This is a genomic window from Shewanella sp. 3_MG-2023 (assembly GCF_030548765.1).
Taxonomy (GTDB): Bacteria; Pseudomonadota; Gammaproteobacteria; order Enterobacterales; family Shewanellaceae; genus Shewanella.
The window spans coordinates 14,974-36,811 of the sequence record NZ_JAUOSH010000030.1; the positions used below are offsets into that span (position 1 = coordinate 14,974).

The window sequence follows — 21,838 nt, forward strand, 5'->3', positions numbered from 1 at the left end:
TTGTGAGCCAGCCAAAAGTCTTGATTATTAATGGGTGTTGCGACTAATTTGTCGTGATCTGATCCATGTAATTGTTGCGCCAATTCAATTAAGATGAAGTTAATGACAGATAACACTTTTTAAAATTGAGGTTAACGTGAGTAGCATTTTAATTATTTATTCAACGGTTCACGGTCAAACCCGTAAGATTTGCGATTACATGCAGCAAAAGCTCATCGCTAAAGGCAACACAGTCACCTTAGCAGCGCTGCAAGATACGCCTGATATCAGTGCATTTGATAAAGTATTTATTGGTGCCAGTATTCGCCATGGTAAGCATAGAGCAGAGTTATATACGTTTACGGCGAACAATAAAGCGATACTAGATAGTAAACCTAATGGGTTTTTCTCAGTGAGTTTAGTGGCGAGAAAGCCAGGTAAAAACACCCCTGATACCAACATGTATATGCAAGCCTTTTTGAAACAAAGTGACTGGCAACCCAAAGTGCTGGAAGTGTTTGGGGGGAATTTAGATTATCAAGGTTATGGCCCAATGGATCGTAATATTATTCGCTTTATCATGTGGATGACCAAAGGGCCTACCGATCCGAATACCCAAGTTGAGTACACCGACTGGGAAAAAGTAGATGCCTATGTAGACCAAATTCATAGCGCTTAACGAGCTTAAGACTGAGAATAAGTTAAGTGCTTATCATTGCAAAAGGAAGGTAAATTCATGAGTCAAAAGTCATCTGCTTTGGTTAGTGCTATTGCCGAAAAACTGCATGTCATTGTGATAACCCTAAGCGTATTTTTGGTGGTAACTAGCCCATGGATCCTAATCGGTCGGCAATTAAGAGCCAATGCCAGTATTTGGGACAGTTTGCATGTGTATCTAGGCTTAGTGGCAGCTATATTTGGTTTGTTATTTATGCTGAAGAATCTGTTAAATGGCCACTGGCGTCAGTTCTTTCCGTGGTTAAGATTAGACTTTTCCCAATGTGTAGATGAAGTTAAACAGTTAAAAAAGGGCACTTTACCGAGTTCTGGTGGCAAAGGTATCTTCAGTATTGTTGAAGGAATAGGGCTGATTTTAATGGCGCTAGTGAGTATTACCGGCATCGCATGGTTTGCCACTCAAGGTAGCAGTGATGCGTTAATGTGGCGTAAATACCACATTCTTTTTGCCCAAGGCTTTGTGGGTTTCTTGATGGTACATATCGTGTTTGCCATGTTCCATATTATTGATATGGTCAGAAACTCTTAAGACTGTATAAATGCCATAATTTATTAAAGATAATAAAAAGCCCAAGCATGATTATCATGATTGGGCTTTTTAATACGCTAAATATCATACTTAGAAATGATACTTTTCTAGCTTATTTCTTTTCTAACGCTAGGTAATTCATCACGTCAATTAGATCGTCAAGAGTACGCATTTCATTCATGTTGATAGCATATTTATCGTTAACGATGAAAGTCGGTACGCTTTGAACGCGGTACATGATTTGCTGTTGGCGCCATTGAGACAATTTCTTATCTGTAGCTTCGCTGTCAGCAATCTTGTCATAAGCGGCGCTATCGATACCGTGAGCTGCAAACACTTGTTTGATATCGTCACGATTGTTGATTTCAGGCTCGTCATGGCTATGACCTGGAGCACTGTGGTCGTGGTGTCCACCTTCGCCTTGAATCGCTTGGAACATGGCTTTATTTAATACATCCGCATTACCCACTTCATGAATAACGGCTAAGGCGCGCATGACTTCAGTACCAATATCACTGTTCATAAAGTCAACGTGCTTTGTTTCAAAGTTAATCTCTTTATTCAAGTTACCTTTAATTTCTGGCAGGTACTGGGTTTCCATGTTGTAACAGTTATGGCAGTAAAAAGAGAAAAATTCAGAAATCTTAGGTTCACTTGATGCTGGTGCATCAGAAACTTGAGTGTAATGTTGACCTTCAACAAACCTAGATGGAGTTACAGCAGTTTTTTCAACAGTTTCTACAGCCGTTTCAACAGCAGTTTTTTCTGTAGTTGTAACCGTTGTATCAGCAGGTTTGCCACAGCCCGTTAGGGTTAATGTGAATGCAGCAACAGCCAGCGTGAATGCAATATGTTTAATCTTTACCATGTATGCCTCGACAAAGTGGGGTGATGTTGGCGATATATCGCGAGAGATAATTAAGCTTACGCAACTTAAATAACTCAAGCAACTTAAGCACTTGCTTAATTGCCATAAAGTTAGCTGCGATTATGACTGAATCCGTTAGCAGTGTCAGTGCTAAAACTGTGATGGCCTAGTGCTTTTTAGTAAAAAGCACTGCAATTTAAACTAGCTTTTATAACGACTCAGTACGCAGAATTTGCCAAGCTTCACAAACTTGCCGAAATCGCTCACTGTCGTCACTATTGTCTCTTTGCCACTTTTGCCACTATAGCCCGCTTAATTGTGACTATTTACACTGGCACTTTGATGAGTGGCAGTTGAGACTTATTCTATTTTGGTGATTTTATACCAAGTCGTCATTGTGCGGTTTGAGGCTTATTTGATAAATATTTCTCTTCCTCACAGACAAGTTACCTATAATTGGTATAAAATCCGCCGCAATAAAATAATAGGGGCCTTATCCAATGACAGAGAAACATTATATTAGCGCACAGCAGTTGCTTGAAGACTCATTCAAATTAGCAGCACAAGTGTACGATAGTGGCTTTAGACCGCAATTTATTGTGGGGATTTGGCGTGGCGGTGCTCCAATCGGTATTGCAGTGCAAGAATTTTATGATTTTAAGAATGTTGAAACCGATCATATCGCAGTAAGAACGTCATCTTATTACGGTATTGGCACTGATAAGCAAAGCAAGAAAATCAAAGTTCATGGCCTACATTACATCATTGAAAATGCAAATGCTGACGATGGGCTATTAATTGTGGATGATGTATTTGATTCTGGCCGCAGTGTTGATGCATTAATTGATAAATTGCAAAAATTTATGCGCAAAAATATCCCGACAGATATTCGAGTGGCTTGTCCTTATTACAAACCAAAAAATACCGCAGTTGATTTAAAGCCGGATTATTTTATCCATGAGTCTGAAGAATGGCTTGTTTTTCCTCATGAAGTGTCAGGTTTAAACCCGCAAGAAATCGCTGAAGGTAAAACAGATTTTAAGAATATTCAGCATTTGTTTAAGTAAAAGCATCGATATTGGTTATTTTTTGCTAAACTAGCAGCTCAACAGTGCGTCAAGAGAGTGCCTGACACGTGGTTATTGTCCGTGTTTAATTCACCTTCTTGATGCATTTTTTATTATTACCCTGAAAAGATACTGCCCATTATGAGCTCTGTTGAGATATTTTCCCCACAACAAACCACTGATAAGCCTCTAGATACTCAATCTCTAGGTTCTCAATCTTTAGCGAGCAAGTCGCAAGAGAAAAAGCAGCTTGAACTACTGGCACCCGCTAAAAATGCTGATTACGGCATTGAAGCTATTCGTCATGGTGCTGATGCTGTATATATTGGCGGACCTGCATTTGGTGCACGCCATAATGCCGGTAATAGTGTGGAAGACATTGCCAGACTGGCAGAGTTTGCTCATCGTTATCATGCTCAAGTGTTTGTAGCGTTAAATACCATTTTAATGGATGACGAAATTGCCAAAGCGCAGGCACTTATTTGGGAATTATACGAAGCAGGTGTGGATGCATTAATTATTCAAGATATGGGCTTGTTGCAGTTAGATTTACCGCCAATTGCACTGCACGCGAGTACCCAAATGGATAATCGCACCCCAGAAAAAGCAGTGTTTTTAGAACAGGTCGGTTTTTCACAGGTGGTATTAGCCCGTGAGCTGAATTTACCGCAAATTAAAGAAATTGCAGCCAGTACGCAACTTAAGCTTGAGTACTTTGTTCATGGCGCATTGTGCGTCAGTTATAGCGGCTTATGTAATATCAGTCATGCGTTTTCTAATCGCAGTGCTAACCGTGGTGAATGTTCACAAATGTGCCGTTTGCCTTGCGATTTATCCACCCGTGATGGTGAAGTGTTAGCTGAAAATCAGCATTTGTTGTCATTAAAAGACAACAACCAAACTGAGAATTTAGAAGCATTAATTGATGCAGGCGTAACATCATTTAAAGTGGAAGGCCGTTTAAAAGATATTAGTTATCTTAAAAACGTCACCGCCCATTATCGCCAGCAGTTAGATGCGATTATTGATCGCCGCAGCGATCTTGAGTCAATGTCTCATGGTCGAAGCGAATTTACTTTTACGCCAGATCCTGAAAAAAGCTTTAACCGCGGTAAGACAGATTACTTTATTAATCAACGTACTGAGCAAATTGAGCATTTTAGCTCGCCAAAGTACATTGGTGAAAAAGTGGGGGTTATCACCAGTGTTGGCCGCGATTTTATTAAAGTCGATAGCAGTAAAGCGGGTAAAGCCGTTGAGTTTAATAACGGTGATGGCTTGTGCTTCTTTATTGATGGTTATCAAAAGCAGCGTTTATCTGATAACAAAACCAAAGGCTTAAGGGTTAACCGCGCTGATGGTAATACTTTATATCTGACCGATGTGTCGAAAGACTTAAAAGTCGGTGTGGAGTTATTTAGAAACTTCGATCATCAATTTGATGCTTTGCTATCAAAAGACTCTGCTAGCCGTAACATTGCGGTTGATATGGTATTGGCTGATACGCCGCAAGGCATTTCACTGACCATCAGTGACAAGCATGCCCATAGCGTTACAGTAGAGCTTGAGTGGGTAAAAGAGCCGGCGAAAGATTACGCTAAAGCAGATGCAAGCCTGCGAACGCAGCTCGGCAAACTGGGTAACAGTGACTATCAGTTACAGCAGTTAACGATTGAATGTGCTAATCGTTGGTTTTTACCAGCGTCAGTGATTAATGGTTTAAGGCGAGATGCCATTGCCGCCTTTGATGACGCCAGAGTAAAAGGCTACCAGCGACCACAGCGAGCTGAGCATGATAAGTCAGCGCGTTTCCCGCAAAAGTATTTAAGTTTTTTATCTAATGTTGCAAACGATAAGTCTCGTGAATTTTATGAGCAACACGGTGTGGTTCAAATTGAAGACACTTACGAGAAAAACAAACTATTAACCGATGCACCATTAATGGTGACTAAGCATTGCTTACGTTACAGCTTTAATTTATGCCCTAAAGAAGTTGAAGGCATTAAAGCTGACCCAATGGTGCTCGATATTGGCAAAGACCGCTTAAAGCTGGTTTTCGATTGCCTAAAATGTGAAATGATGATCGTTGGATCAAATCAATTAGTAAAGTAATCAGGTGATGTCATCTTATTACTCAATAACCATTATCACGCGCGATGCGTGGCGATAAATTTGTAGGAAAAAGCCCAAAATGACTAAAGCAAAAAAATATGATTTTAGAGTAAAACAAGTTGGTACAACTTGGAAAACTGAAATCACTCGTCGTATGACTGCAACTAAGACTATTGTGTCTAAAAGTCATGACGGATTTGCATCAGAAGCCGAGGCTGAAGCTTGGGGTAAGCAAGAGCTTCCCGCTTTTTTAACCACGCAAGCTGAACGCAATAAACGTAAAACAGAAAAACAACTTAAGGCTAAATCAATTGCAGATGCAATTGCTGCAGAAGCATTAACCGATGAAGCAGATGCATTATCAGATGATGCTAAGCAAATAGATGCTGCCGATAGCGCAGATGTTGTTGAAGATTAAGCGTTAAAACATTACAGTAATGCAACAACTTGGTGACAAGGTTTGCCGTATTTATTTTTGAATAAACCAAACTTCACCTTTCAGCACCAATACCAAGGACGAATTAGGTATGAAAGCTTGCTTTACGACAATAATATTTTCAGGGCTGTTGTTATTAGGCCCTGGAAATAAAGTAATGGCCAAAGAGTCACAGTCTTACCTCAATAGCACCACCAATCAATCAGCAGATGCAACTAACGCTGCAAAAAGAGAGTTATCAATATTTTCCAAAAGTGTGTCTTTTGAGCTGCCTATTGGCTGGAATATGGCATTTAATTCTAGCAAAGGGAATATGTATAAAGCTGAGTTTGTTCCTGCTGGAGAAAGTTTAAATAATTGGTCTGATTTATTCTGTATTCAAGGCTTTGAGGGCTTGGCAGAAAATATCGAGCCTGAGCGATTTTTAAATAATTTTGCTAGCACCTACCAAGACAGCTGCCAAGGTGAGGTGGTTTATGAGCAACTTGGAAAAACCCAGATGGGTGGTCAAGAAGCGTATCACGGCATTATCGGCTGTACCGTTATGGCTAACTTTTTACAGCAAGGTGGCTCAGTTAAACAGCAAGGTGAAATAGGTTATTACGCCGTAATTAAAGGCGTTGAAGACTTGTACTTTATGCATAAGTCTATGCGCGGCGATGTTTTTAATAAAAACTCAGCGCCATTAAAATCGACCAATCATCGTCAATTTATGTCGAATTTTAAGCAGTTACGATTCTAGAAATTTTCTTTTTATCAATAATTGGTTTATCAACAATCCGCTTATCAGTAAGCGAGCTATTAATGAGTAATCATATTATTCAGACTATTTTTCAATAAGTTGAATAATATGATTGATTCATTTTCGTTATATCAAAAATCCCCATAAGCACGTTATACTATATCAGCTTGTTATATGGCTGCTTTAAGTCGTAGCAATCAAAAATTTATATAATTTATCGTCAATTTATAGTGGTGCCTGTGTATGACACGGGATAATCGGGAAACTAGTGAAAATCTAGTACTGCCCCCGCAACGGTAATGGTGAGGACTGAGTGCGATAAAGCTTGTAGCTGTGAAATTTAAGCTGCTATTTAACGTTAAAAATTCATGTTCGTCAGTAGCTTTGCTACTTTAACCTAAGTCCGGAGACCGGCCCTATAGATGATTTTGAGATTTCGGTGGGCAGATCTCGAAATGTAGCTCGTTGCTTGTAAATAATCATGGCTTATCGCTAACAGATAAATTTACGAGTACGATGCGCTGCGGCAAATATGCCCCATTTTTCCTTTCAGGAGTTAAAGGTAAATGGGTACAAATCTAACAAAAATCGCATCAGCATTAAGCCTAGTATTTGGTCTAGCTGCTTCAACAACCTCAGTTGTTTACGCTGACACCACAACAGACAATTCTGCCAATGCAGAGGTTGAAAAAATTGTGGTTATTGGTCGTCAAGATGCAAATCCTCTTAATATTGCAGCGAATGTAAATGTGATCGACCAAGCTGATATTCAGCTTAGTGGTGCGGTGAGCTTAACGGAGTTATTACGTTCTCAAGCGGGTATTCAAGTGTCTGATAACAACTCAGGTACGACTTTTGCCATGCGCGGTTTTTCAGCGTCTCAAGCCGCCAGCAATACCTTAATTTTGATTGATGGTCGCCGCTTAAACAATATTGATATTGCGGCTCCTAGCATTAATGCAGTGCCGTTAAATCAAGTTGAGCGGGTGGAAATATTATCAGGTAGTGCTGGGGTACTTTATGGCGATCAAGCTGTTGGCGGGGTGATTAACATCATCACTAAAGCGCCTAATAAAGACGGTGGCGGACTGCAATTAAGTGCTGGCAGCTTTGATACTTATGAAGCTAAAGGGGATATTTCAGGCAAAATTAATGACGCTTGGCATTATTACTTGGCCGGCAGTTACAATCAAAGTGATAACTATCGCGATAATAACGACAGTGAAACCGGCTCAATTCTAGGCCGTTTGCAATATCAAACTGATTTACAAAATTTCTTTGTTGAAGCCAGCTACTTCGATAATGATCGCCAGGCCCCTGGTGCGCTAACACTGGAGCAGTATCTGCAAGATCCAACTCAGGCCGCACCTTTTACCGATGATGATTATGTTCATGAAATGACCACAGCGCTGCGCAGTGGCTATGAGTACCAATTAACTAAAGAATGGGCTTTGGCCACTGATTTAACTTACTCTGATACTCTAACCACTAACTTTATTTGGGGCAGTGCTGGGCGTATCGAGCGAAGTTTATTAAGCTTTTCACCCAAAGCCACAGCAAATTATCAGCTAGATAATGGTGATTTAGACATTATTGCTGGGGTTGATTTAAGTATCGGTGAGGCCGATTTTGATACTGCTTACATTCAACGTAATAATGAACAGAAAGTGACCAGTGCTTATGTGCAAGCCTCAGTGCCATTAACGCAGTCATTATCCTATGTAGTTGGTGGGCGTTACAGTGAAGTGACAGATGACTTAACAGATCAATTATCATACGCAAATGGTGTTGAGCTTGATAATGATGCCCATGCATTTGAGTTAGGGTTAAATTATCGTCCAAGCCTTGCGCATCGTTTTTATATTCGCGCCAATGATAATTTCCGTTTTGCCAAAGTGGATGAGCAAGCCTATACCCCAATTACCACCCTTGGTCTTGATCCACAAACCGGCCGCTCATATGAAGCAGGTTGGGACTGGACCACTACAACACAAACCTTCAAATTAAACCTTTACCGTTTAGATTTGGAAGATGAAATTGTATATGACGCAGGGCGCACTGATGGTCCACAGGGCGGCGGTGCTAACGTTAATGCTGATGCTTCAACTCGTTTTGGCGTTAATGCCGCTTATGATGTGCAAATCGCTGCAGATTGGTTGCTGGGCGCATCATATGATTACATTGATGCTGAATTTACCGAAGGCGAGAACGAAGGCAAGGCGCTTTCTTGGGTTGCGGAGCATAATGCCCGTGCGTATGTGAGTTATGATATTGCCCAACAGTGGCAGGTTTTTGCTGAAGGTATTTATACTGGCGAGCGCTTTATTGAAGGTGATAATGCCAATGTTGACCCTAAGTTATCCAGTTATGTATTAGCTAACTTAGCCATTAACTATACCCGTAATGAGTGGAGTGCCAGTTTACGTGCTGACAACTTGTTAGATAAGCAATATGTCAGTGCTGGCTATTATGTTCCTGAGGAATGGGGCGGCAGCGGTTATTACTCGGGTAATGGTCGCTCAATTCGCTTAACCTTAGGTTATCGTTTTTAAAATCCCTTTGTAATGAACTAACAGATAATAAGCGAAGCGTCTGATTTTTAGACGATAATAACTTGTTATCTAGCTAATTACACTGAAGATACTAAAGCCGACAAAGCACTTGTCGGCTTTTTGTCTTAATCAGCATTAATCACTTGACCTTTGTAGGGTTTCTATGGATAAATTCGTTAATCGAGAACGAAGAATTATACAGGGAAGCATCGCTTTATGACCTACCTTGAGCAGCAGGTACTCACTCAAGTAAAAGCTATTATTGGCAACGAAGAACAAGTCATTGGGCGCCGTGGTATTTTGATCCCTTTAAAAAAGGCCTTAATTAATGAAGCAGATATCCGCATTATTATCGATATCATTGCCAGCGATCCCGCGCTTGCCGCTCATTTACTTTGGCGCAGTAATACCGCTCAAGCTGGTGGCGTAATCGCGACAAAAAATCGCAGTATAAAAGATGCGCTTATCCGTTTAGGCCAAGTCAATATTTACCGCTATAGCTTCTCATTTTATCTAAAAGAACGCTTAGATGAATTACCTGAACCATATTGTAAATTAGTTAAGGGCTATTGGGCGCTTACTGAAAATATCGCTACCGATGCAGTGCATTATTTACGTGAGCTTGAAGACAATAAACAAGCTATAGATATTGATGCAGATGAACTGCAAACCTTGGCGCTATTTAGTGTATTTGGTCAAGTGATTACCTTAAGTGCGTTTGCATTTTTAAATGCCGCCTCAGAAAAACCCATAGCATTACAGGTGATAAAAAAGCTCATTGATACCCAGCAACAAAGTTTATCTATAGAAGCATTTGAGGCTCTTGGGTTAGATGATGAGTTACGCAATGAATTTATGGTGGCCCATAATATTAACCAAACGAGCAATGTAAACTCTGCAGGCTTAGTGCTTAGAGCTGTGCTGAGCAAACGTAATGTATTGATAAACCCAATTAATGAATCTAATTAATGAAGCTAGTATAGCGAGTTGATTTAATCCCATGACATAAAAAATGCCACCTTAATCGTGGCATTTTTTATGGATTTTTCACAACTTGTTTATGCACATTCTAAGAGCGATTGGTGCTTTTGACTTAATCTTTGTAACTTTAGCCCTTCAGCAGCCACTAAGGTTAGCCATTTTTGAATTAAATGGGTATTGGATGTATTAAGGCGGTAGGCTGCAAATAACGGCCTTTTTAAGCCTTCGCTGCCAAGTTTTACAGAACTTAAGTTAAGTCCATGGCCTTCATTAATTGACCAGCTTGGCAGCGCCGCTACGCCATCATTACAGGCAATACGTTGAAGCAGCATCGCTGTTAAGTCACATTGCTTTTGTTCACCCACCTCAACACCAGCAGGTTCTAAAAAGTGCTTATAAATATCAAGGCGCTGCAATGGAACAGGGTAAGTGATCAGTGTTTGCTTGGCGAGCTGCTCAGGTTTAATGAATGGCTGTTTTGCTAGAGGATGCTCATTTGAAACGACTAACTTCACTTCAAAATCAAACAAATGTTGATAGGCAAGTGCATGCCCTGGTACTGGATCTGAAGTGAGTACAATATCCAACTCACCAAGCGCTAAGGCATTTAATGAATCAAATAAATGACGGCTAGATAAATCAATACGGCCATCTGGTGCGATTTGTTTAAAGGCCTCGGTCACCGGCATTAACCAGCGAAAGCAGCTATGGCATTCAATGCCCAATTTTAAAGATTGCGCCTCTCCATCAAGGCCTTTTTTCAGATCTGATTCTGTCACCATCACTTTAGGGAGAATTTCCTCCGCCAAATTAAGTAGTCGAGTGCCTTCTTGAGTAAAAGATAATGGTTTGCTCTTTCGAATAAAAATAGACGAATTAATGCGTGTTTCTAATTCTTTTATTTGATGAGATAGCGCTGATTGAGTTACGAAGCGTTTTTTCGCAGCACCAGCAAGGCTACCACTCTCTTTAAGTGCCATCAGAGTTCGAAGGTGTCTCAGCTCTATCATATAATCCTCACATGAATTTTGCTCAACTTACGGGTGAAATCAATTCGGTTGCTTGTATCAAGACTATCACAACAAACTTCTAGACGTCCAGACGCCTGTGTAATTTATTTACGAAAATGTAGTCTCATTGTTAACTTTTGTGATTGTTTTGACGTGAAAATTACAGCTTTTGATTTTATAAAAAGTGACTTTAATAAGTGATCACTAGTTTAAAGGTCATTGAGAGAGGGCTTTTTGAGGTTTTTAATCTGCGACTACGCAGTTTTGCTAGGCTTATCTATACTCAGACTGGTATTGCTTTACTGAATTTCTATGTTGATTGAGTTTAAAATGACTGGAGTCACAAATGAGCCACACTTATAAAATTATTGAGTTAACAGGATCGTCACCTATCAGCTCTGATGATGCGATAAAAAATGCAATTGCAGCAGCTAATGAATCGCTTAAACATTTACGTTGGTTTCAGGTTGTTGAGACCAGAGGTCACCTAGAAGAAGGTTTAATTGCTCACTGGCAAGTCACTATTAAAGTCGGTTTTACTTTAGATCAGAAATCACCTCATTGAAGACGTGGTGTCTGAAAGATGACAATAAGTAAAAGGTTTAAGCGTCTCTAGGTAAGCCTTTTTCAACACTGCGGATCACTCGCAAGGTTTTACGGCTTAAATGACTTTTAGGCGCCGTTTTTGTTTTATCGTCAGGGGTTAAATCTTGCTGTTTAAGTGCTTGTTGCGCTAGTGCCCAATCAATATGTTCTATGACCATTTCATCGACTTCATCGCTACATCTGCGTAGGTTAAGCGCATCAATAATTTGCTGATTAAACGGCGCGTTACCTAAGGCTATCGCAATGTTTCTTAACCAGCTTTTATGGCCAATTCGACGTATAGGGCTGCCTTCTGTAAGTGATAGAAATTGCTTTTCAGTCCAAGCAAACAAGCTTAGTAAATCAGGTTGGATCAGTTGTTTACGAATATGAAAATCAGTTTGCTGAGTTAGCGGCGCTTTACTGTTAACAGGGCACACTAATTGGCAATCATCACAACCATAAATGCGATTGCCAATGGCTTGGCGAAATTCTTCAGGTATCACGCCTTGTAATTCAATGGTGAGGTAAGAGATACAGCGGCGACCATCGACGACATTGTTGTCTAATATGGCATTAGTCGGGCATGATTTTATGCAGGCTACGCAGCTATTACAGCTTTGGTGGATAGGAATATCTACAGGCAAAGGTAAGTTAATTAACACTTCGCCTAAAAAGAACCAACTGCCAGCCTCAGGGTTTAGTAATAATGAATGTTTACCTGTCCAGCCAAGACCTGCTTTTTCCGCTAATGGCCGTTCAAGGATTGGGGCAGAGTCCACAAACGGTCTGAAATCAATGCCATCAAGCCCTAAGTTATGGCAGTGTGACACGATTTTATCACCGAGTTTTTTAAGCTGTTTACGAATCAGTTTATGGTAATCTCTGCCGCCTGCATAACGAGAAATATAACCTAAGTTTGGGTCTGATAAATTAGTGGCAAAGCCCGCTTGTGGCGGTAAATAGTCCATTCTGGTGCTGAGTACGCGAACGGTACCAGGGTGAAGCTCATGGGGGCGAGCGCGCATCATGCCGTGGCTGGCCATATAGCCCATTTCCCCGTGATAACCATTATCGAGCCATTGTTGTAACTTGCTCTCTTCACTTTTTAAATCGGTATCGGTGATCCCAAGCTGAGAAAACCCTAATTCAAACGCCCAGCTCTTTATTAAGTAAGCTAACTCCGCCATCTCAGTGGCTGAAAGCTTATGCGCTAATGGCTGTAATAGTCCTGAGGGGGTTGTGGCAGACTCCTTTTCCCTAGCATTAAGCGCTGTATTAGTATTAGCCGCTGGATTAGCATTAGGAGGTATATTTGAATTAGGCATGATGACAGCTATTTACGCTAGGTTAGTGATCCACTGTTTTATTATAACCTCTGTGAGTCATCATGGTAGTACGATAGCTGATTTCGGCCATTTCTTTTGGCTTGGTAAAGCGCCATGTCTGATTTTTTTATCAGTTCAGATAATGTTTGTTCATCATAATAAGTGCTCACCCCAGCACTGATGGTGACCTTTAGCTCGGGGTTAATTGCTGAGAAATCATGACTTGATACGTCCTCGATGATCGCTTGTGTTAGTGATATCGCAGCAGTGGAGCGAATTTGCGGTAATAACACTAAGAACTCTTCACCACCTACTCTACCAATGACTGCGTTTGCTGGTAATTTGCTAGTACAGATCTCTGCTAATGTTTTAAGGACAGTATCACCAGCGTCATGACCATAGGTGTCATTTACTTGCTTAAAATGATCGACATCAAAAGACACAATAGCCAAAGTTTGCTGATTGATTAAGGCATTATTAAATAATTGATTTGCCTGTTGATACAAGGCAAGGCGGTTTGGCAACTGGGTTAGTAAATCGGTCAATGCTAACTGTTTAAATTGTTTCGACTTCTTGTTTGAGTAGAGAGTAAATATAAACAGTAATATTAATGACGCACCGCCCAGTATTAGTGCAATAATTTGTAATCTTTTATTGTCTTGTTGGGTGACTAACTGTTGCTCTTTCAGTAATTGGAATGCGATCAATTTAGCATTTTCAGCTTCAATTTTTTCACTATCAAACTTGACTAGCATTTCAGTGCTGCTTTGATTTTCCATCGCCTTATCAATTAGCTGATGTATCTCATACAGGCTAATTTGTGCGTCATAGGCTTGCTGCCAATCTTGTAAGGATTCATATATCTCTATTTTTGATTTGAGTAGCATTTCATGGCCGCGCTTATTGTGATTGCGCTCAAACCCTGCGGTGGCCTTGTCTAAGTAAGGTATTGCTTGCTCTTCGAGCCCTAACCCATGTTTAGCTTGGGCAAAGAACAATTGCATAAAACTATAATGAGTATCTACATTAGGGCCGATGACATCTTCATATTCCTTGAGATAATCAAGGGCGAGTTGATATTTGCCTAGTTCAATAAGTGGGTAAGACATATCTACAGCTACCCGTGCAGGGTATGTAGGGTCGGTATAGATAGTCTGAAAATAGTCCAATACGGTTAAATAGTGGTCGGCAGCTTTTTGGTATTGGCGTAAATCTTCATAGGCATAGGCCATGTCCATTTTTACCATCATGGCTAAATCAAGCTGGTTGCTCTTGGTAAAGGCTTGCTCAAGCTGGAGATAATATTTTAGGGCGGTGTCCGTTTCGCCCATACGGCGATAAGTGACCGCTAAATCTAGTAGGCTGAGGTGCTGTCTAGTGGGTAAATCAAACTCTTTATACAGCTCATGAGCCAATAATAAGTTTTTCAGCGCCATCGCGAAATCAGCGGTATAGGAGGCGATTTGACCAAGCTGTGAATAGGCATCAGCCATTAAGCGGCGATTGTTAATCCCTTCTGCTGCTAACAAACTTTCACGAATAAGGGCATTTGCCGCTGAGGTATCGCCGCGGTAACGCATGATAGTTGCTTCACAGAGCTTTAACTCTATTCGAGTGCTTGCTGGCATTGCTGGATAAGTTTTTAAGGTATCAATAATGAACTGATCGGCTAATTTATTTTCATCGCCATGGAAAACATTATGACTAAGACACTGTTTAGGCAGTAACAAGTAAGTGCGTTCGATATCTTCTACATCGAGCAAGCTTTCAAGGTCTTTAACCATTTTCGGAAAACTAGGATCGTTAATATCGGTTTGATCGGCGGCGTTAAAGAGTGTATCAAACTCAGGGTTTTCTATTTTGGCAAAGCTTGAGAAACTCATACTGAGCATAGCTAAACCTAAGCTAATAATGAGCAATGGCTTACGAACTAGCATTTGGATAAACAGGTTTTTATTAATGCCGTGAAAAAGGCTTTTTTGATTGCCGCTGTGCATATATCAATGCTCTCCTTTAATGATGTTTGGGAGATATTGATAATGCCTATAGCAGTCTCTGCCGTCATTTTTTGCCTCATAGAGGGCAATATCAGCTTTTTTCAAAATAGTAGAAATACTGCTTTCATCAATCACGCTTGTAATGCCGATACTGACTGAAAATATCAAGTTATCGTTTAACTGCGGTGAGTTCACAAGTTTCATTTTATGATTAATTCGCTCAGCGAAAATCATCGATTGCTCGATATTTGTCTTTGGCATAATGATCAGAAACTCTTCACCACCAATACGCGCCACAGTATCTTCCTCGCGGCAATTTTGCTGACAAGTTTGAGCAATGAGTTGTAGTGCTATATCACCGATGTCATGGCCGAATCGGTCATTGACACTCTTAAAGTGATCTACGTCGATAAGTAAGATAGAAAATTGCACTTTTTGCTTTAGCAGCTTTTGCATGACCTCGTAGGCATGTAAGCGATTAGGGATGTTGGTGAGTGGATCTTTTAATGCTATTTGTCGATATTGTTGTGACTTTTTTTGCAGCTTAATAATTAAAATAACTAATATTAACAAGAAGATAAATGTCATTGCGAGGGCGGTGTATTGTAATTTTTGCTGAGTTTTTACGGCATTAAGCTGAATGTCTTTAAGCGCTTGGAACTCAATTAACTGTGCTTGTTTATCTTCTAGGTTATCTGAGTCAAACTTGAGTCTCATGTCGGAATTATAGGTGTCCAGCCTTAACTGATCGAGTTGTTTATGAATGCTTAAGAACTGATGGTGCCAGTAGTTAGCTGACTTATAATCAGCTTGGATAGCAAATAACTGACTGGCTAACTGATAACTAATAGCTAAACCTTTTTGCATATTATACTTTTGAAAGTTAGCTGTTGCTGCATTGAAATGCTCAAAGGCGCTAGCATAGTTGCCTTGTAACATGCGCAGCTCTAAATAATAACTATGCATGTAACCATAGTGAGAGTACATCTCGGGGGTCATGTAAGGTCGAGCTTGATTTAGCCACTTTTCTGCTTCTGCTAATCGGCCAAGTTTAATCAGCGGCGCTGACATATCAATCGCAACTCTAGCGGTGTAAAGCGGATCATTGATCCCCTCGATGACCTGATAGACTTTTTCAAAGTATTCCAGTGCTTGCTGATATTCACCGCGATCTAATTCTATATAAGCGAGTGAGTTTTCAACATTGGCAAGTAACATTAAGTCTTTGGTTTTATTAAGGTAACCCTTTATTCTGTTGTAGTAATAAAGTGCTTTTTCGTTATCGCCTGAGCGCCGGTAAATACCTGCTAAATTCAGTAAGTCTAAGCTAGCTGCATGCTGTAAGCCTATTTGTTGATTGAGCTCAAAAGACTGAGTGAAGCTATCAATCGCTTTGGAAAACTGACCTTGATAAAGTGCTTGTTTGGCAATGTTATTATGGGCTTTGGCGATGATATGCTTGTCATTTAGTGCTAAGGCTTGTTCAAGTGCAGCCTGATTTAGTTTAATCGCGCTGCTATGTTGGTCAAGGTATCTGAATGCTTTTGAACGACATAAATTCAGCAAAATTGGAATTTGTGGACTAAAAAAAGATTGCTGCTCAATGTTGTTTGTCGTGGTAATAAAGTTGTTGTTTTGCTCACTGTCACTGGAGATAAAGGTTTTACATTGCTCAGTAAGTAACAGCTGCTGGCGCTCAATATCGTTACTGGCAATAATGTTCTCGAGTTTGAGTAATGTTTGCTCTATGACAAGTAAATCTGTGATCTGTTCTGTTTTTAATTGATGGAACAAGTCATCAGCTGCCTTGTTATCAAAAGTAAAAGCAGTCACTGAAGCACTATTCAGTAAACCGACTAATACCAACAATAACAGCAGCTGATTGATGTAACGACTCACCTTGTGACAGTAAAGGCCGTTAAAAACGCTAATTGTTGAATTATAATTATTATGCAATTTTTTATACTTGCTTTACGCAGTTCCTTCATGCTGTTTTTGTTTGTTAACTAAGGCTGTAAACTGGCTTGTTAACTCGCAACAATCCTTTTAAGCACAACTTTTACAAAAGTGCTAATCAACTTGAGCAAAACAGTGCTCAGTGCTTTTTATTGTTAGGCTACAGGTTAAAAATTGGCCGCTTTGCTTAATATCGGCCATGCAACTTTTCCCTGAATTAATATTTTTGTATTTTATTATTTAGTATTTGATAACAATATAAAAAGTTCAATTAGCCACTAGGATCAATAATATCTTTTTTCTGCAGGTGAGTATCAATAAATTTACTTAACTTTACTAACTTATTGTTATCAGCTTGGTAACTATTGCTGGTGCAGCTATCTAGGTATGTCGAATTACGTAAAGCTGCATAAATCGTTAAGCAGGCATAAAAGTTAATAAAAAAAGAGATAAGATCTATATCAAAGATTGCTAATTTAACTTACTGGCTTCACAACATTATGACAGAAATTTTGGTTTGTTCAATCAAAGCTGAATAAGTAGCGCTGTTATGGCTAAGCTTCTGTTTAAAAGGGTAAATAAATAAGTATGTGTCACACAAAGAACACTTCAGCCTGTGCTTTTGTTAATATTTACTCGCGTTTTTTTGTTTAAATGCACTGTGAGGTAATCTGATTAATTGTTTATTTCATCTTTTAAAAATAGCTGTTGCTAATATAGTTCGTTAACTGTGTTTACCATAGTGAAAACACCTTAAAAAGAGTCGATAAATGTTAAAAGCATCATCATTCATGAGTCAAGTTGTTTGCATTCATTTTATGTGTTTAACGGGCCACTTTTAATCTAACTGGATAAGATCACATTATTGACTGGGTAGGTATTTGCAGCTTCACAAAAACAACCAATATATATGTCTATAACCTATAAAGGCGTTGATAATATCGTTTATACTAGTCTGTTGCTAAATAACATAAAGCTTAAAGGTTTAATGGCAGTATTTTCTGCGATAGAAACCTTATGCCTGTGCCATTTTAAGTGCTGTTAATGCGACTTAGTTACTCAAACTGCGTTAATCACATGAATTCATGGCGCTAACTTAATCATTGAAATAGAGAACAAACTAATGAGTCAACTAAGCGAAGAGTATAAAGCAACAGCAAAGCAGATTTCTTTTAATGTCGCTAATAAAGTGCTGCCGATGGATAAATTACCAGAGACTTTACTTGAGGCTTATGAAGGTTTGTTTAATGAGCTAATTGAAGACAAGGCTGAGTTATTTGCTAAAAGCTGGCAAGCAATGCCTGCGAGTGCACAAAAATTACTGCCCAAGGCGGAGTTTCATGGTTTTTATATTGCCAATGCGTGGATGCAGTTAAGCCGTGTTGCCCAAGAAATTGCAGATGAGGCTGAGTCAGAAAAAGAAATTGATGAAAAAGAATATGATGGTGTATTTGGCCGCTTGGCAGAGCAATCATTAAAAGAAAGTATTAGAAAATTAAAAAAAGCACGTACAGATCGCTCAATGCTTAATAGCTTTAAACAAGTTATGTCTGCTTAACGCTTGCTGAAATGTTTGACTGGAGAATAAATGACACTCGCGTTACGTAAACAAATAAACTGGCCCTGTGAATTGAGCGAAAGAACCAAAGCTGAGATCATGGATATTGCTGTCGATGATCAAGGCATTGAGAAATACAGTAACCTACTGGCTGATGACAGTGAACGGGGGTATTTTTACTGTATCGATGGTCTGGGTACATTTGCCACCACCAGTGCTGATAACCGCCCTTTAGCGAGTTTTATATTTGGTAAAGAAATGTGGGTTGGGGCTGTAGCGGTTGAGATTTTCCCTAAAATTAGTCTTTATACCAATGAACTGGAACCGATCAACAGCTTGTTTTTCCCTAAATGTGAACTCACTGAGTTAGCTAACATTAACCCTGAGATTTATAAGTTTATTTATAGCATTATGCGCCGTAATACCCCTAAACTGGTTCAAGGTATGCACTTGTCATTTTATGGTATTGAAGAACGTATCATTCATTTTTTATTAGAATTAGTACGTGCTAAACGCATGATTGATTTGCCCGTTATTGAACTAAAAATCACCCAGCAGCAACTGAGTGAAATTGCCAATGTAAGTCGCCCTCGAGTCAATGAAGTACTCAATAAGTTGGCTGAAGATGGCTATATTGATTTAGTCAGAGGCAAGATGATTATTTTAGATTATACAAGGTTGTCAGAATTATTAGCGCTACGAGTGACAATGTAATACGAGTGATTATGTAAAACGAATGACTATGTTATACGAGTGAATTGTCACAATCTCGACGGGTTTATAGCTGCTATTCGGGTTAGGTTGTGAGCTGGCGTTAAATGAAAAAAAAGGGCCTTCTTTGTAGAAGGCCCAAGCACTAGTTTGGAATGCTATCCTAGTGTAGTTTACGGCGACGTTTAGCGCCTAATGTGCCGAGTAATATCAGACTTAAGATCCCCATGCTAGCGCCTGTAACTGCAGCATGAAGATAAAAACGCTACTTCAATTCGATATTGCCGCTTATGGTATTAACGCTAAATTTACCTGTGGCATCGCCGGTTGTAAATTGGATGCTTTCTCTTGCTGAATACTTAGTTTTTAGCGGTTTATCATCGGTTAATTCGTTATTAATATCGCCACCTGGGCCACCATCAATCTCAAATGTCAGGTTAGGCATTTGAGTGAATTTGACTTCAACATCACCGCTAACCGTATCAAATGATGCCTTAGTGACTTTGGCGCTTAAACTGATGTCGATATCGCCACTGACACTGACAATTTTGATTTTTTCTACCGCGCTAAAGTTGCCTTCAATATCACCTGATACTTGATCGATACTAAGCTTAGTGACTTGGTTATCTTTAGACTCTAACTCGCCACTGACGAGGCGATACTGAGCTTTGCCTGCAGAGCTTTTATCCTTGATATCGCCAGAAACGGTTTCTAATTCAAGCTTGCCATTGAGCTTGTCTGACTCAATATTGCCTGACACTGTTTGTAGTTTTATGTCGCCATCCATGTGGTTAGCTTTTAAGTTACCACTGACTAATGCCAAGTCTATTTCGCCTGACAGATTTTCAATCTTGTAATCTGCTGAAACCCCTTCAGCTTCAAGCATTAGCTTTATGGGTAATTTGATGACTAAATTTGAGCCATCTTCATCATGACCCCGATAGCTGTTGGGTAGCTTATCTTCAATAGTGATTTGATTGCCTTTTTGCTCAAAGATAAACCCTTCAGACAATTCATCTAACTGACCGGATACTGTGATGAGGTCTTTGTCCCAGCCGATGATCTCTACTTTGCCGCGCTGCACTTTTAGCTCAATTTGTGGTTTCGCATTAACCGTCATTTCTTGTTCAACGGATTGTGCTGCAAAGGCCATTGTTGATGTCATGAGTGTTGTTGTGAATAGCAGGCTGCCGCCAATGATAAGTCGGCTGATAAACTGACTAGTTTGATTGTTCATATGGAATTTCCTTGAGTCGATGGAGTCGTGTTAATTGGGGTGCGTTGTTGCTGTTGTAACAGCTGTATTTCGCGCTTCATTACCCATAACCATAAATCCCACACTTGCTTGTTATTGGGATCGCTTTTAAGGGCTTTTTGGATCTCTTTTGATGCAAGCTGCAATTCGCTATAACCCTTATTGAATGGATTAGTAAGGTCATCAAGCTGCATGCCAACAGTATATTTGTTGTCATCAAAGCCATTAATTTGCTGTTGATGGGTCAGGGCTATTTGATCAACCAAGGCAATTAAATCTTCAGTAGACTGATTGCTAAGGGCATTTGTGACGGTGATAGGCTCAAGGCTTGGCTTTTGTGCTGTAGGGCTTGTTAATAGCCAGCCTAATACCAATACAAAACTAATACTGGCGGCAACGGCAAGATGTCGCCAGTATTGCGAGTTAGCGCTGCGGTACTGAGTTGCAGCATCAGTTTGCTTTGATGGCACTGAAGAATTTGTTGGGGCGCTTATTTTCGCCTCAATGTCTTGCCATAGATCTTTGTTTGGTGAGATCTCTTTTGGCAAGCTATCAATAAGCCTTGTTAATTGTTGCTGCTGATTGCTATTTTTCATGCCAACATCTCCTGTAGCATCTGCTTTGCTCTGTGGTATTGGGCTTTACTGGTGCCAACGGCAATATCCAAAATCTGCGCAACTTCATCATGTTGATAACCTTCAATTGCGCACAGTACAAACACCACGCGGGTGCGTTGTGGCAGTTGCATAATTAATTTATCAAGGCGGTGATACTCTTGATGGCCGTTTTGCGTTTGATGATTTTCGCTGAGACTTTGATGATGCTCACTCAAGCTCGATTCTGGTAAAAATCGATGCCAAAAGCTTTGCTTTGCTTTCATGCTGTTAATAGCTTGGTGGACACACAGCTTATATAACCAAGTCGTAAACTGACTATCGCCATTAAACTGATTTAGCTTTTGCCATAATCTGACAAAGCAGTCTTGGCAAATTTCATCGGCATGATCAGCGCTACCACTTAAACGCAAACAAATTGCATACACACGGCCTTGATGACGCTGATAAAGTAGCTTAAACGCTGCTTTATCGCCGCCCTTAGCTTTCGCCACTAAAGCGTCATCTAAGCAGGCATTATTGATTTCACCAGCTTCAGCAGCGCGAGTATTACTGCTGAGTTGATTATCAATGTCTGTGATATTGCTTGAGGTTAAGTTCACCAATTATTCCAATGTGATGTGAGTTACTAGATTAGACATTAGCAAGTTGCTAAAAGGTTTACTTGATTAAATAAAATATTTTTTTGATTACCATGGGGAGTCAAAATGCTGAAAAGCATCTGCTTGAGTAAGCTTAGGTGTGAAAGGTTAAAGTGAAAATTTTAAGTGGAAGCAAGTAGGATAGGGGCTTGGCACAACTTTAAGGGCTTTATGGTTAT

General features: G+C 39.9%; 19 protein-coding genes, 1 pseudogene and 1 riboswitch. Of the genes and pseudogenes, 11 read left to right on the forward strand and 9 right to left on the reverse strand.

Annotated elements, in window-relative coordinates; genetic code table 11:
- The first annotated feature begins 136 nt into the window (after nucleotides 1-136).
- Together hemG and Q4591_RS15850 are read left to right on the forward strand one after the other, a co-directional pair.
- Nucleotides 137-658 (forward strand): menaquinone-dependent protoporphyrinogen IX dehydrogenase, encoded by a 522-nt coding sequence (hemG, locus tag Q4591_RS15845; RefSeq protein WP_303461863.1) that lies wholly within the window; start codon nucleotides 137-139, stop codon nucleotides 656-658.
- Nucleotides 659-715: 57 nt separating this feature from the next.
- Nucleotides 716-1,246, forward strand: coding sequence for a cytochrome b/b6 domain-containing protein (locus Q4591_RS15850; RefSeq protein WP_303445725.1), 531 nt, complete (start codon nucleotides 716-718; stop codon nucleotides 1,244-1,246).
- 112 nt (nucleotides 1,247-1,358) lie between these two features.
- Here the strand turns inward: Q4591_RS15850 and Q4591_RS15855 are convergent, their stop codons facing one another.
- Nucleotides 1,359-2,114, reverse strand: a complete 756-nt coding sequence (locus Q4591_RS15855; protein WP_303461866.1) for a thiol:disulfide interchange protein DsbA/DsbL — start codon at nucleotides 2,112-2,114, stop codon at nucleotides 1,359-1,361.
- A gap of 500 nt (nucleotides 2,115-2,614) precedes the next feature.
- On the opposite strand from Q4591_RS15855, the gene Q4591_RS15860 reads away from it, so the two are divergent.
- The 6 genes from Q4591_RS15860 to Q4591_RS15885 all read left to right on the forward strand — a co-directional run bounded on the left by Q4591_RS15860 (nucleotide 2,615) and on the right by Q4591_RS15885 (nucleotide 9,992).
- Nucleotides 2,615-3,181, forward strand: a complete 567-nt coding sequence (locus Q4591_RS15860; RefSeq protein ID WP_076541549.1) for a phosphoribosyltransferase — start codon at nucleotides 2,615-2,617, stop codon at nucleotides 3,179-3,181.
- Nucleotides 3,182-3,322: 141 nt separating this feature from the next.
- Nucleotides 3,323-5,293 carry a U32 family peptidase gene (locus Q4591_RS15865; RefSeq protein WP_102476283.1) on the forward strand — a complete coding sequence of 657 codons (1,971 nt, stop codon included), beginning with the start codon at nucleotides 3,323-3,325 and terminating at the stop codon, nucleotides 5,291-5,293.
- A 79-nt stretch (nucleotides 5,294-5,372) separates the two neighbouring features.
- Complete coding sequence (locus Q4591_RS15870; protein WP_102440458.1) at nucleotides 5,373-5,711, forward strand: DUF3622 domain-containing protein; 339 nt, start codon at nucleotides 5,373-5,375, stop codon at nucleotides 5,709-5,711.
- A 175-nt stretch (nucleotides 5,712-5,886) separates the two neighbouring features.
- Nucleotides 5,887-6,471 carry a hypothetical protein gene (locus tag Q4591_RS15875; protein ID WP_133126429.1) on the forward strand — a complete coding sequence of 195 codons (585 nt, stop codon included), beginning with the start codon at nucleotides 5,887-5,889 and terminating at the stop codon, nucleotides 6,469-6,471.
- Between the two features lie 214 nt (nucleotides 6,472-6,685).
- Nucleotides 6,686-6,905, forward strand: a riboswitch (cobalamin riboswitch).
- A gap of 132 nt (nucleotides 6,906-7,037) precedes the next feature.
- The gene (locus tag Q4591_RS15880) at nucleotides 7,038-9,023 is read left to right on the forward strand and encodes a TonB-dependent receptor (RefSeq protein ID WP_102476284.1); all 1,986 of its coding nucleotides are present in this window, start codon (nucleotides 7,038-7,040) and stop codon (nucleotides 9,021-9,023) included.
- A gap of 216 nt (nucleotides 9,024-9,239) precedes the next feature.
- Nucleotides 9,240-9,992 (forward strand): HDOD domain-containing protein, encoded by a 753-nt coding sequence (locus tag Q4591_RS15885; RefSeq protein ID WP_102476285.1) that lies wholly within the window; start codon nucleotides 9,240-9,242, stop codon nucleotides 9,990-9,992.
- An 89-nt stretch (nucleotides 9,993-10,081) separates the two neighbouring features.
- Here the strand turns inward: Q4591_RS15885 and Q4591_RS15890 are convergent, their stop codons facing one another.
- The gene (locus tag Q4591_RS15890; RefSeq protein ID WP_102440462.1) at nucleotides 10,082-11,014 is read right to left on the reverse strand and encodes a LysR family transcriptional regulator; all 933 of its coding nucleotides are present in this window, start codon (nucleotides 11,012-11,014) and stop codon (nucleotides 10,082-10,084) included.
- A 346-nt stretch (nucleotides 11,015-11,360) separates the two neighbouring features.
- On the opposite strand from Q4591_RS15890, the gene Q4591_RS15895 reads away from it, so the two are divergent.
- Nucleotides 11,361-11,579, forward strand: a complete 219-nt coding sequence (locus Q4591_RS15895) for a dodecin (RefSeq protein ID WP_076541563.1) — start codon at nucleotides 11,361-11,363, stop codon at nucleotides 11,577-11,579.
- 37 nt (nucleotides 11,580-11,616) lie between these two features.
- Here Q4591_RS15895 and queG read toward each other — a convergent pair whose 3' ends face one another.
- The 3 genes from queG to Q4591_RS15910 all read right to left on the reverse strand — a co-directional run bounded on the left by queG (nucleotide 11,617) and on the right by Q4591_RS15910 (nucleotide 16,823).
- Complete coding sequence (queG, locus tag Q4591_RS15900; RefSeq protein WP_241901051.1) at nucleotides 11,617-12,789, reverse strand: tRNA epoxyqueuosine(34) reductase QueG; 1,173 nt, start codon at nucleotides 12,787-12,789, stop codon at nucleotides 11,617-11,619.
- A gap of 179 nt (nucleotides 12,790-12,968) precedes the next feature.
- Complete coding sequence (locus tag Q4591_RS15905) at nucleotides 12,969-14,924, reverse strand: tetratricopeptide repeat-containing diguanylate cyclase (protein WP_303461869.1); 1,956 nt, start codon at nucleotides 14,922-14,924, stop codon at nucleotides 12,969-12,971.
- A gap of 3 nt (nucleotides 14,925-14,927) precedes the next feature.
- Nucleotides 14,928-16,823, reverse strand: coding sequence for a tetratricopeptide repeat-containing diguanylate cyclase (locus Q4591_RS15910; RefSeq protein WP_303461871.1), 1,896 nt, complete (start codon nucleotides 16,821-16,823; stop codon nucleotides 14,928-14,930).
- A gap of 1,180 nt (nucleotides 16,824-18,003) precedes the next feature.
- Between Q4591_RS15910 and Q4591_RS15915 the strand changes: the two genes are divergently transcribed.
- Nucleotides 18,004-18,438: a DUF3069 domain-containing protein gene (locus tag Q4591_RS15915; RefSeq protein ID WP_102440466.1), complete on the forward strand. Its 435-nt coding sequence runs from the start codon at nucleotides 18,004-18,006 to the stop codon at nucleotides 18,436-18,438.
- A gap of 30 nt (nucleotides 18,439-18,468) precedes the next feature.
- The gene (locus Q4591_RS15920; RefSeq protein ID WP_102440467.1) at nucleotides 18,469-19,152 is read left to right on the forward strand and encodes a Crp/Fnr family transcriptional regulator; all 684 of its coding nucleotides are present in this window, start codon (nucleotides 18,469-18,471) and stop codon (nucleotides 19,150-19,152) included.
- Nucleotides 19,153-19,312: 160 nt separating this feature from the next.
- Here the strand turns inward: Q4591_RS15920 and Q4591_RS20180 are convergent.
- The 4 genes and pseudogenes from Q4591_RS20180 to Q4591_RS15935 form a co-directional block, all read right to left on the reverse strand.
- Nucleotides 19,313-19,384: pseudogene (locus Q4591_RS20180) on the reverse strand (GlyGly-CTERM sorting domain-containing protein); the annotation flags it as partial.
- Nucleotides 19,385-19,414: 30 nt separating this feature from the next.
- A complete protein-coding gene (locus Q4591_RS15925) occupies nucleotides 19,415-20,386 on the reverse strand; it encodes a DUF4097 family beta strand repeat-containing protein (protein WP_241903591.1) in 972 nt (323 codons plus the stop codon).
- Complete coding sequence (locus Q4591_RS15930) at nucleotides 20,383-21,000, reverse strand: hypothetical protein (RefSeq protein WP_303461873.1); 618 nt, start codon at nucleotides 20,998-21,000, stop codon at nucleotides 20,383-20,385. The genes Q4591_RS15925 and Q4591_RS15930 overlap by 4 nt, the downstream gene beginning before the upstream one ends.
- Entirely contained in the window at nucleotides 20,997-21,542 is a 546-nt protein-coding gene (locus tag Q4591_RS15935; protein WP_102440488.1) for an RNA polymerase sigma factor, read from the reverse strand. Before Q4591_RS15935 ends, Q4591_RS15930 begins: the two co-directional genes overlap by 4 nt.
- Between the last annotated feature and the right edge of the window lie 296 nt (nucleotides 21,543-21,838).

Excerpts from the sequence above, each read along its gene's own strand:
- Q4591_RS15850 (WP_303445725.1), top strand. The coding sequence starts at position 716 with ATGAGTCAAAAGTCATCTGCTTTGGTTAGTGCTATTGCCGAAAAACTG.
- Q4591_RS15855 (WP_303461866.1), bottom strand. The coding sequence starts at position 2,114 with ATGGTAAAGATTAAACATATTGCATTCACGCTGGCTGTTGCTGCATTC.
- Q4591_RS15860 (WP_076541549.1), top strand. The coding sequence starts at position 2,615 with ATGACAGAGAAACATTATATTAGCGCACAGCAGTTGCTTGAAGACTCA.
- Q4591_RS15865 (WP_102476283.1), top strand. The coding sequence starts at position 3,323 with ATGAGCTCTGTTGAGATATTTTCCCCACAACAAACCACTGATAAGCCT.
- Q4591_RS15870 (WP_102440458.1), top strand. The coding sequence starts at position 5,373 with ATGACTAAAGCAAAAAAATATGATTTTAGAGTAAAACAAGTTGGTACA.
- Q4591_RS15875 (WP_133126429.1), top strand. The coding sequence starts at position 5,887 with ATGGCCAAAGAGTCACAGTCTTACCTCAATAGCACCACCAATCAATCA.
- Q4591_RS15880 (WP_102476284.1), top strand. The coding sequence starts at position 7,038 with ATGGGTACAAATCTAACAAAAATCGCATCAGCATTAAGCCTAGTATTT.
- Q4591_RS15885 (WP_102476285.1), top strand. The coding sequence starts at position 9,240 with ATGACCTACCTTGAGCAGCAGGTACTCACTCAAGTAAAAGCTATTATT.
- Q4591_RS15890 (WP_102440462.1), bottom strand. The coding sequence starts at position 11,014 with ATGATAGAGCTGAGACACCTTCGAACTCTGATGGCACTTAAAGAGAGT.
- Q4591_RS15895 (WP_076541563.1), top strand. The coding sequence starts at position 11,361 with ATGAGCCACACTTATAAAATTATTGAGTTAACAGGATCGTCACCTATC.
- queG (WP_241901051.1), bottom strand. The coding sequence starts at position 12,789 with ATGGCGGAGTTAGCTTACTTAATAAAGAGCTGGGCGTTTGAATTAGGG.
- Q4591_RS15905 (WP_303461869.1), bottom strand. The coding sequence starts at position 14,924 with ATGCACAGCGGCAATCAAAAAAGCCTTTTTCACGGCATTAATAAAAAC.
- Q4591_RS15915 (WP_102440466.1), top strand. The coding sequence starts at position 18,004 with ATGAGTCAACTAAGCGAAGAGTATAAAGCAACAGCAAAGCAGATTTCT.
- Q4591_RS15920 (WP_102440467.1), top strand. The coding sequence starts at position 18,469 with ATGACACTCGCGTTACGTAAACAAATAAACTGGCCCTGTGAATTGAGC.
- Q4591_RS15925 (WP_241903591.1), bottom strand. The coding sequence starts at position 20,386 with ATGAACAATCAAACTAGTCAGTTTATCAGCCGACTTATCATTGGCGGC.
- Q4591_RS15930 (WP_303461873.1), bottom strand. The coding sequence starts at position 21,000 with ATGAAAAATAGCAATCAGCAGCAACAATTAACAAGGCTTATTGATAGC.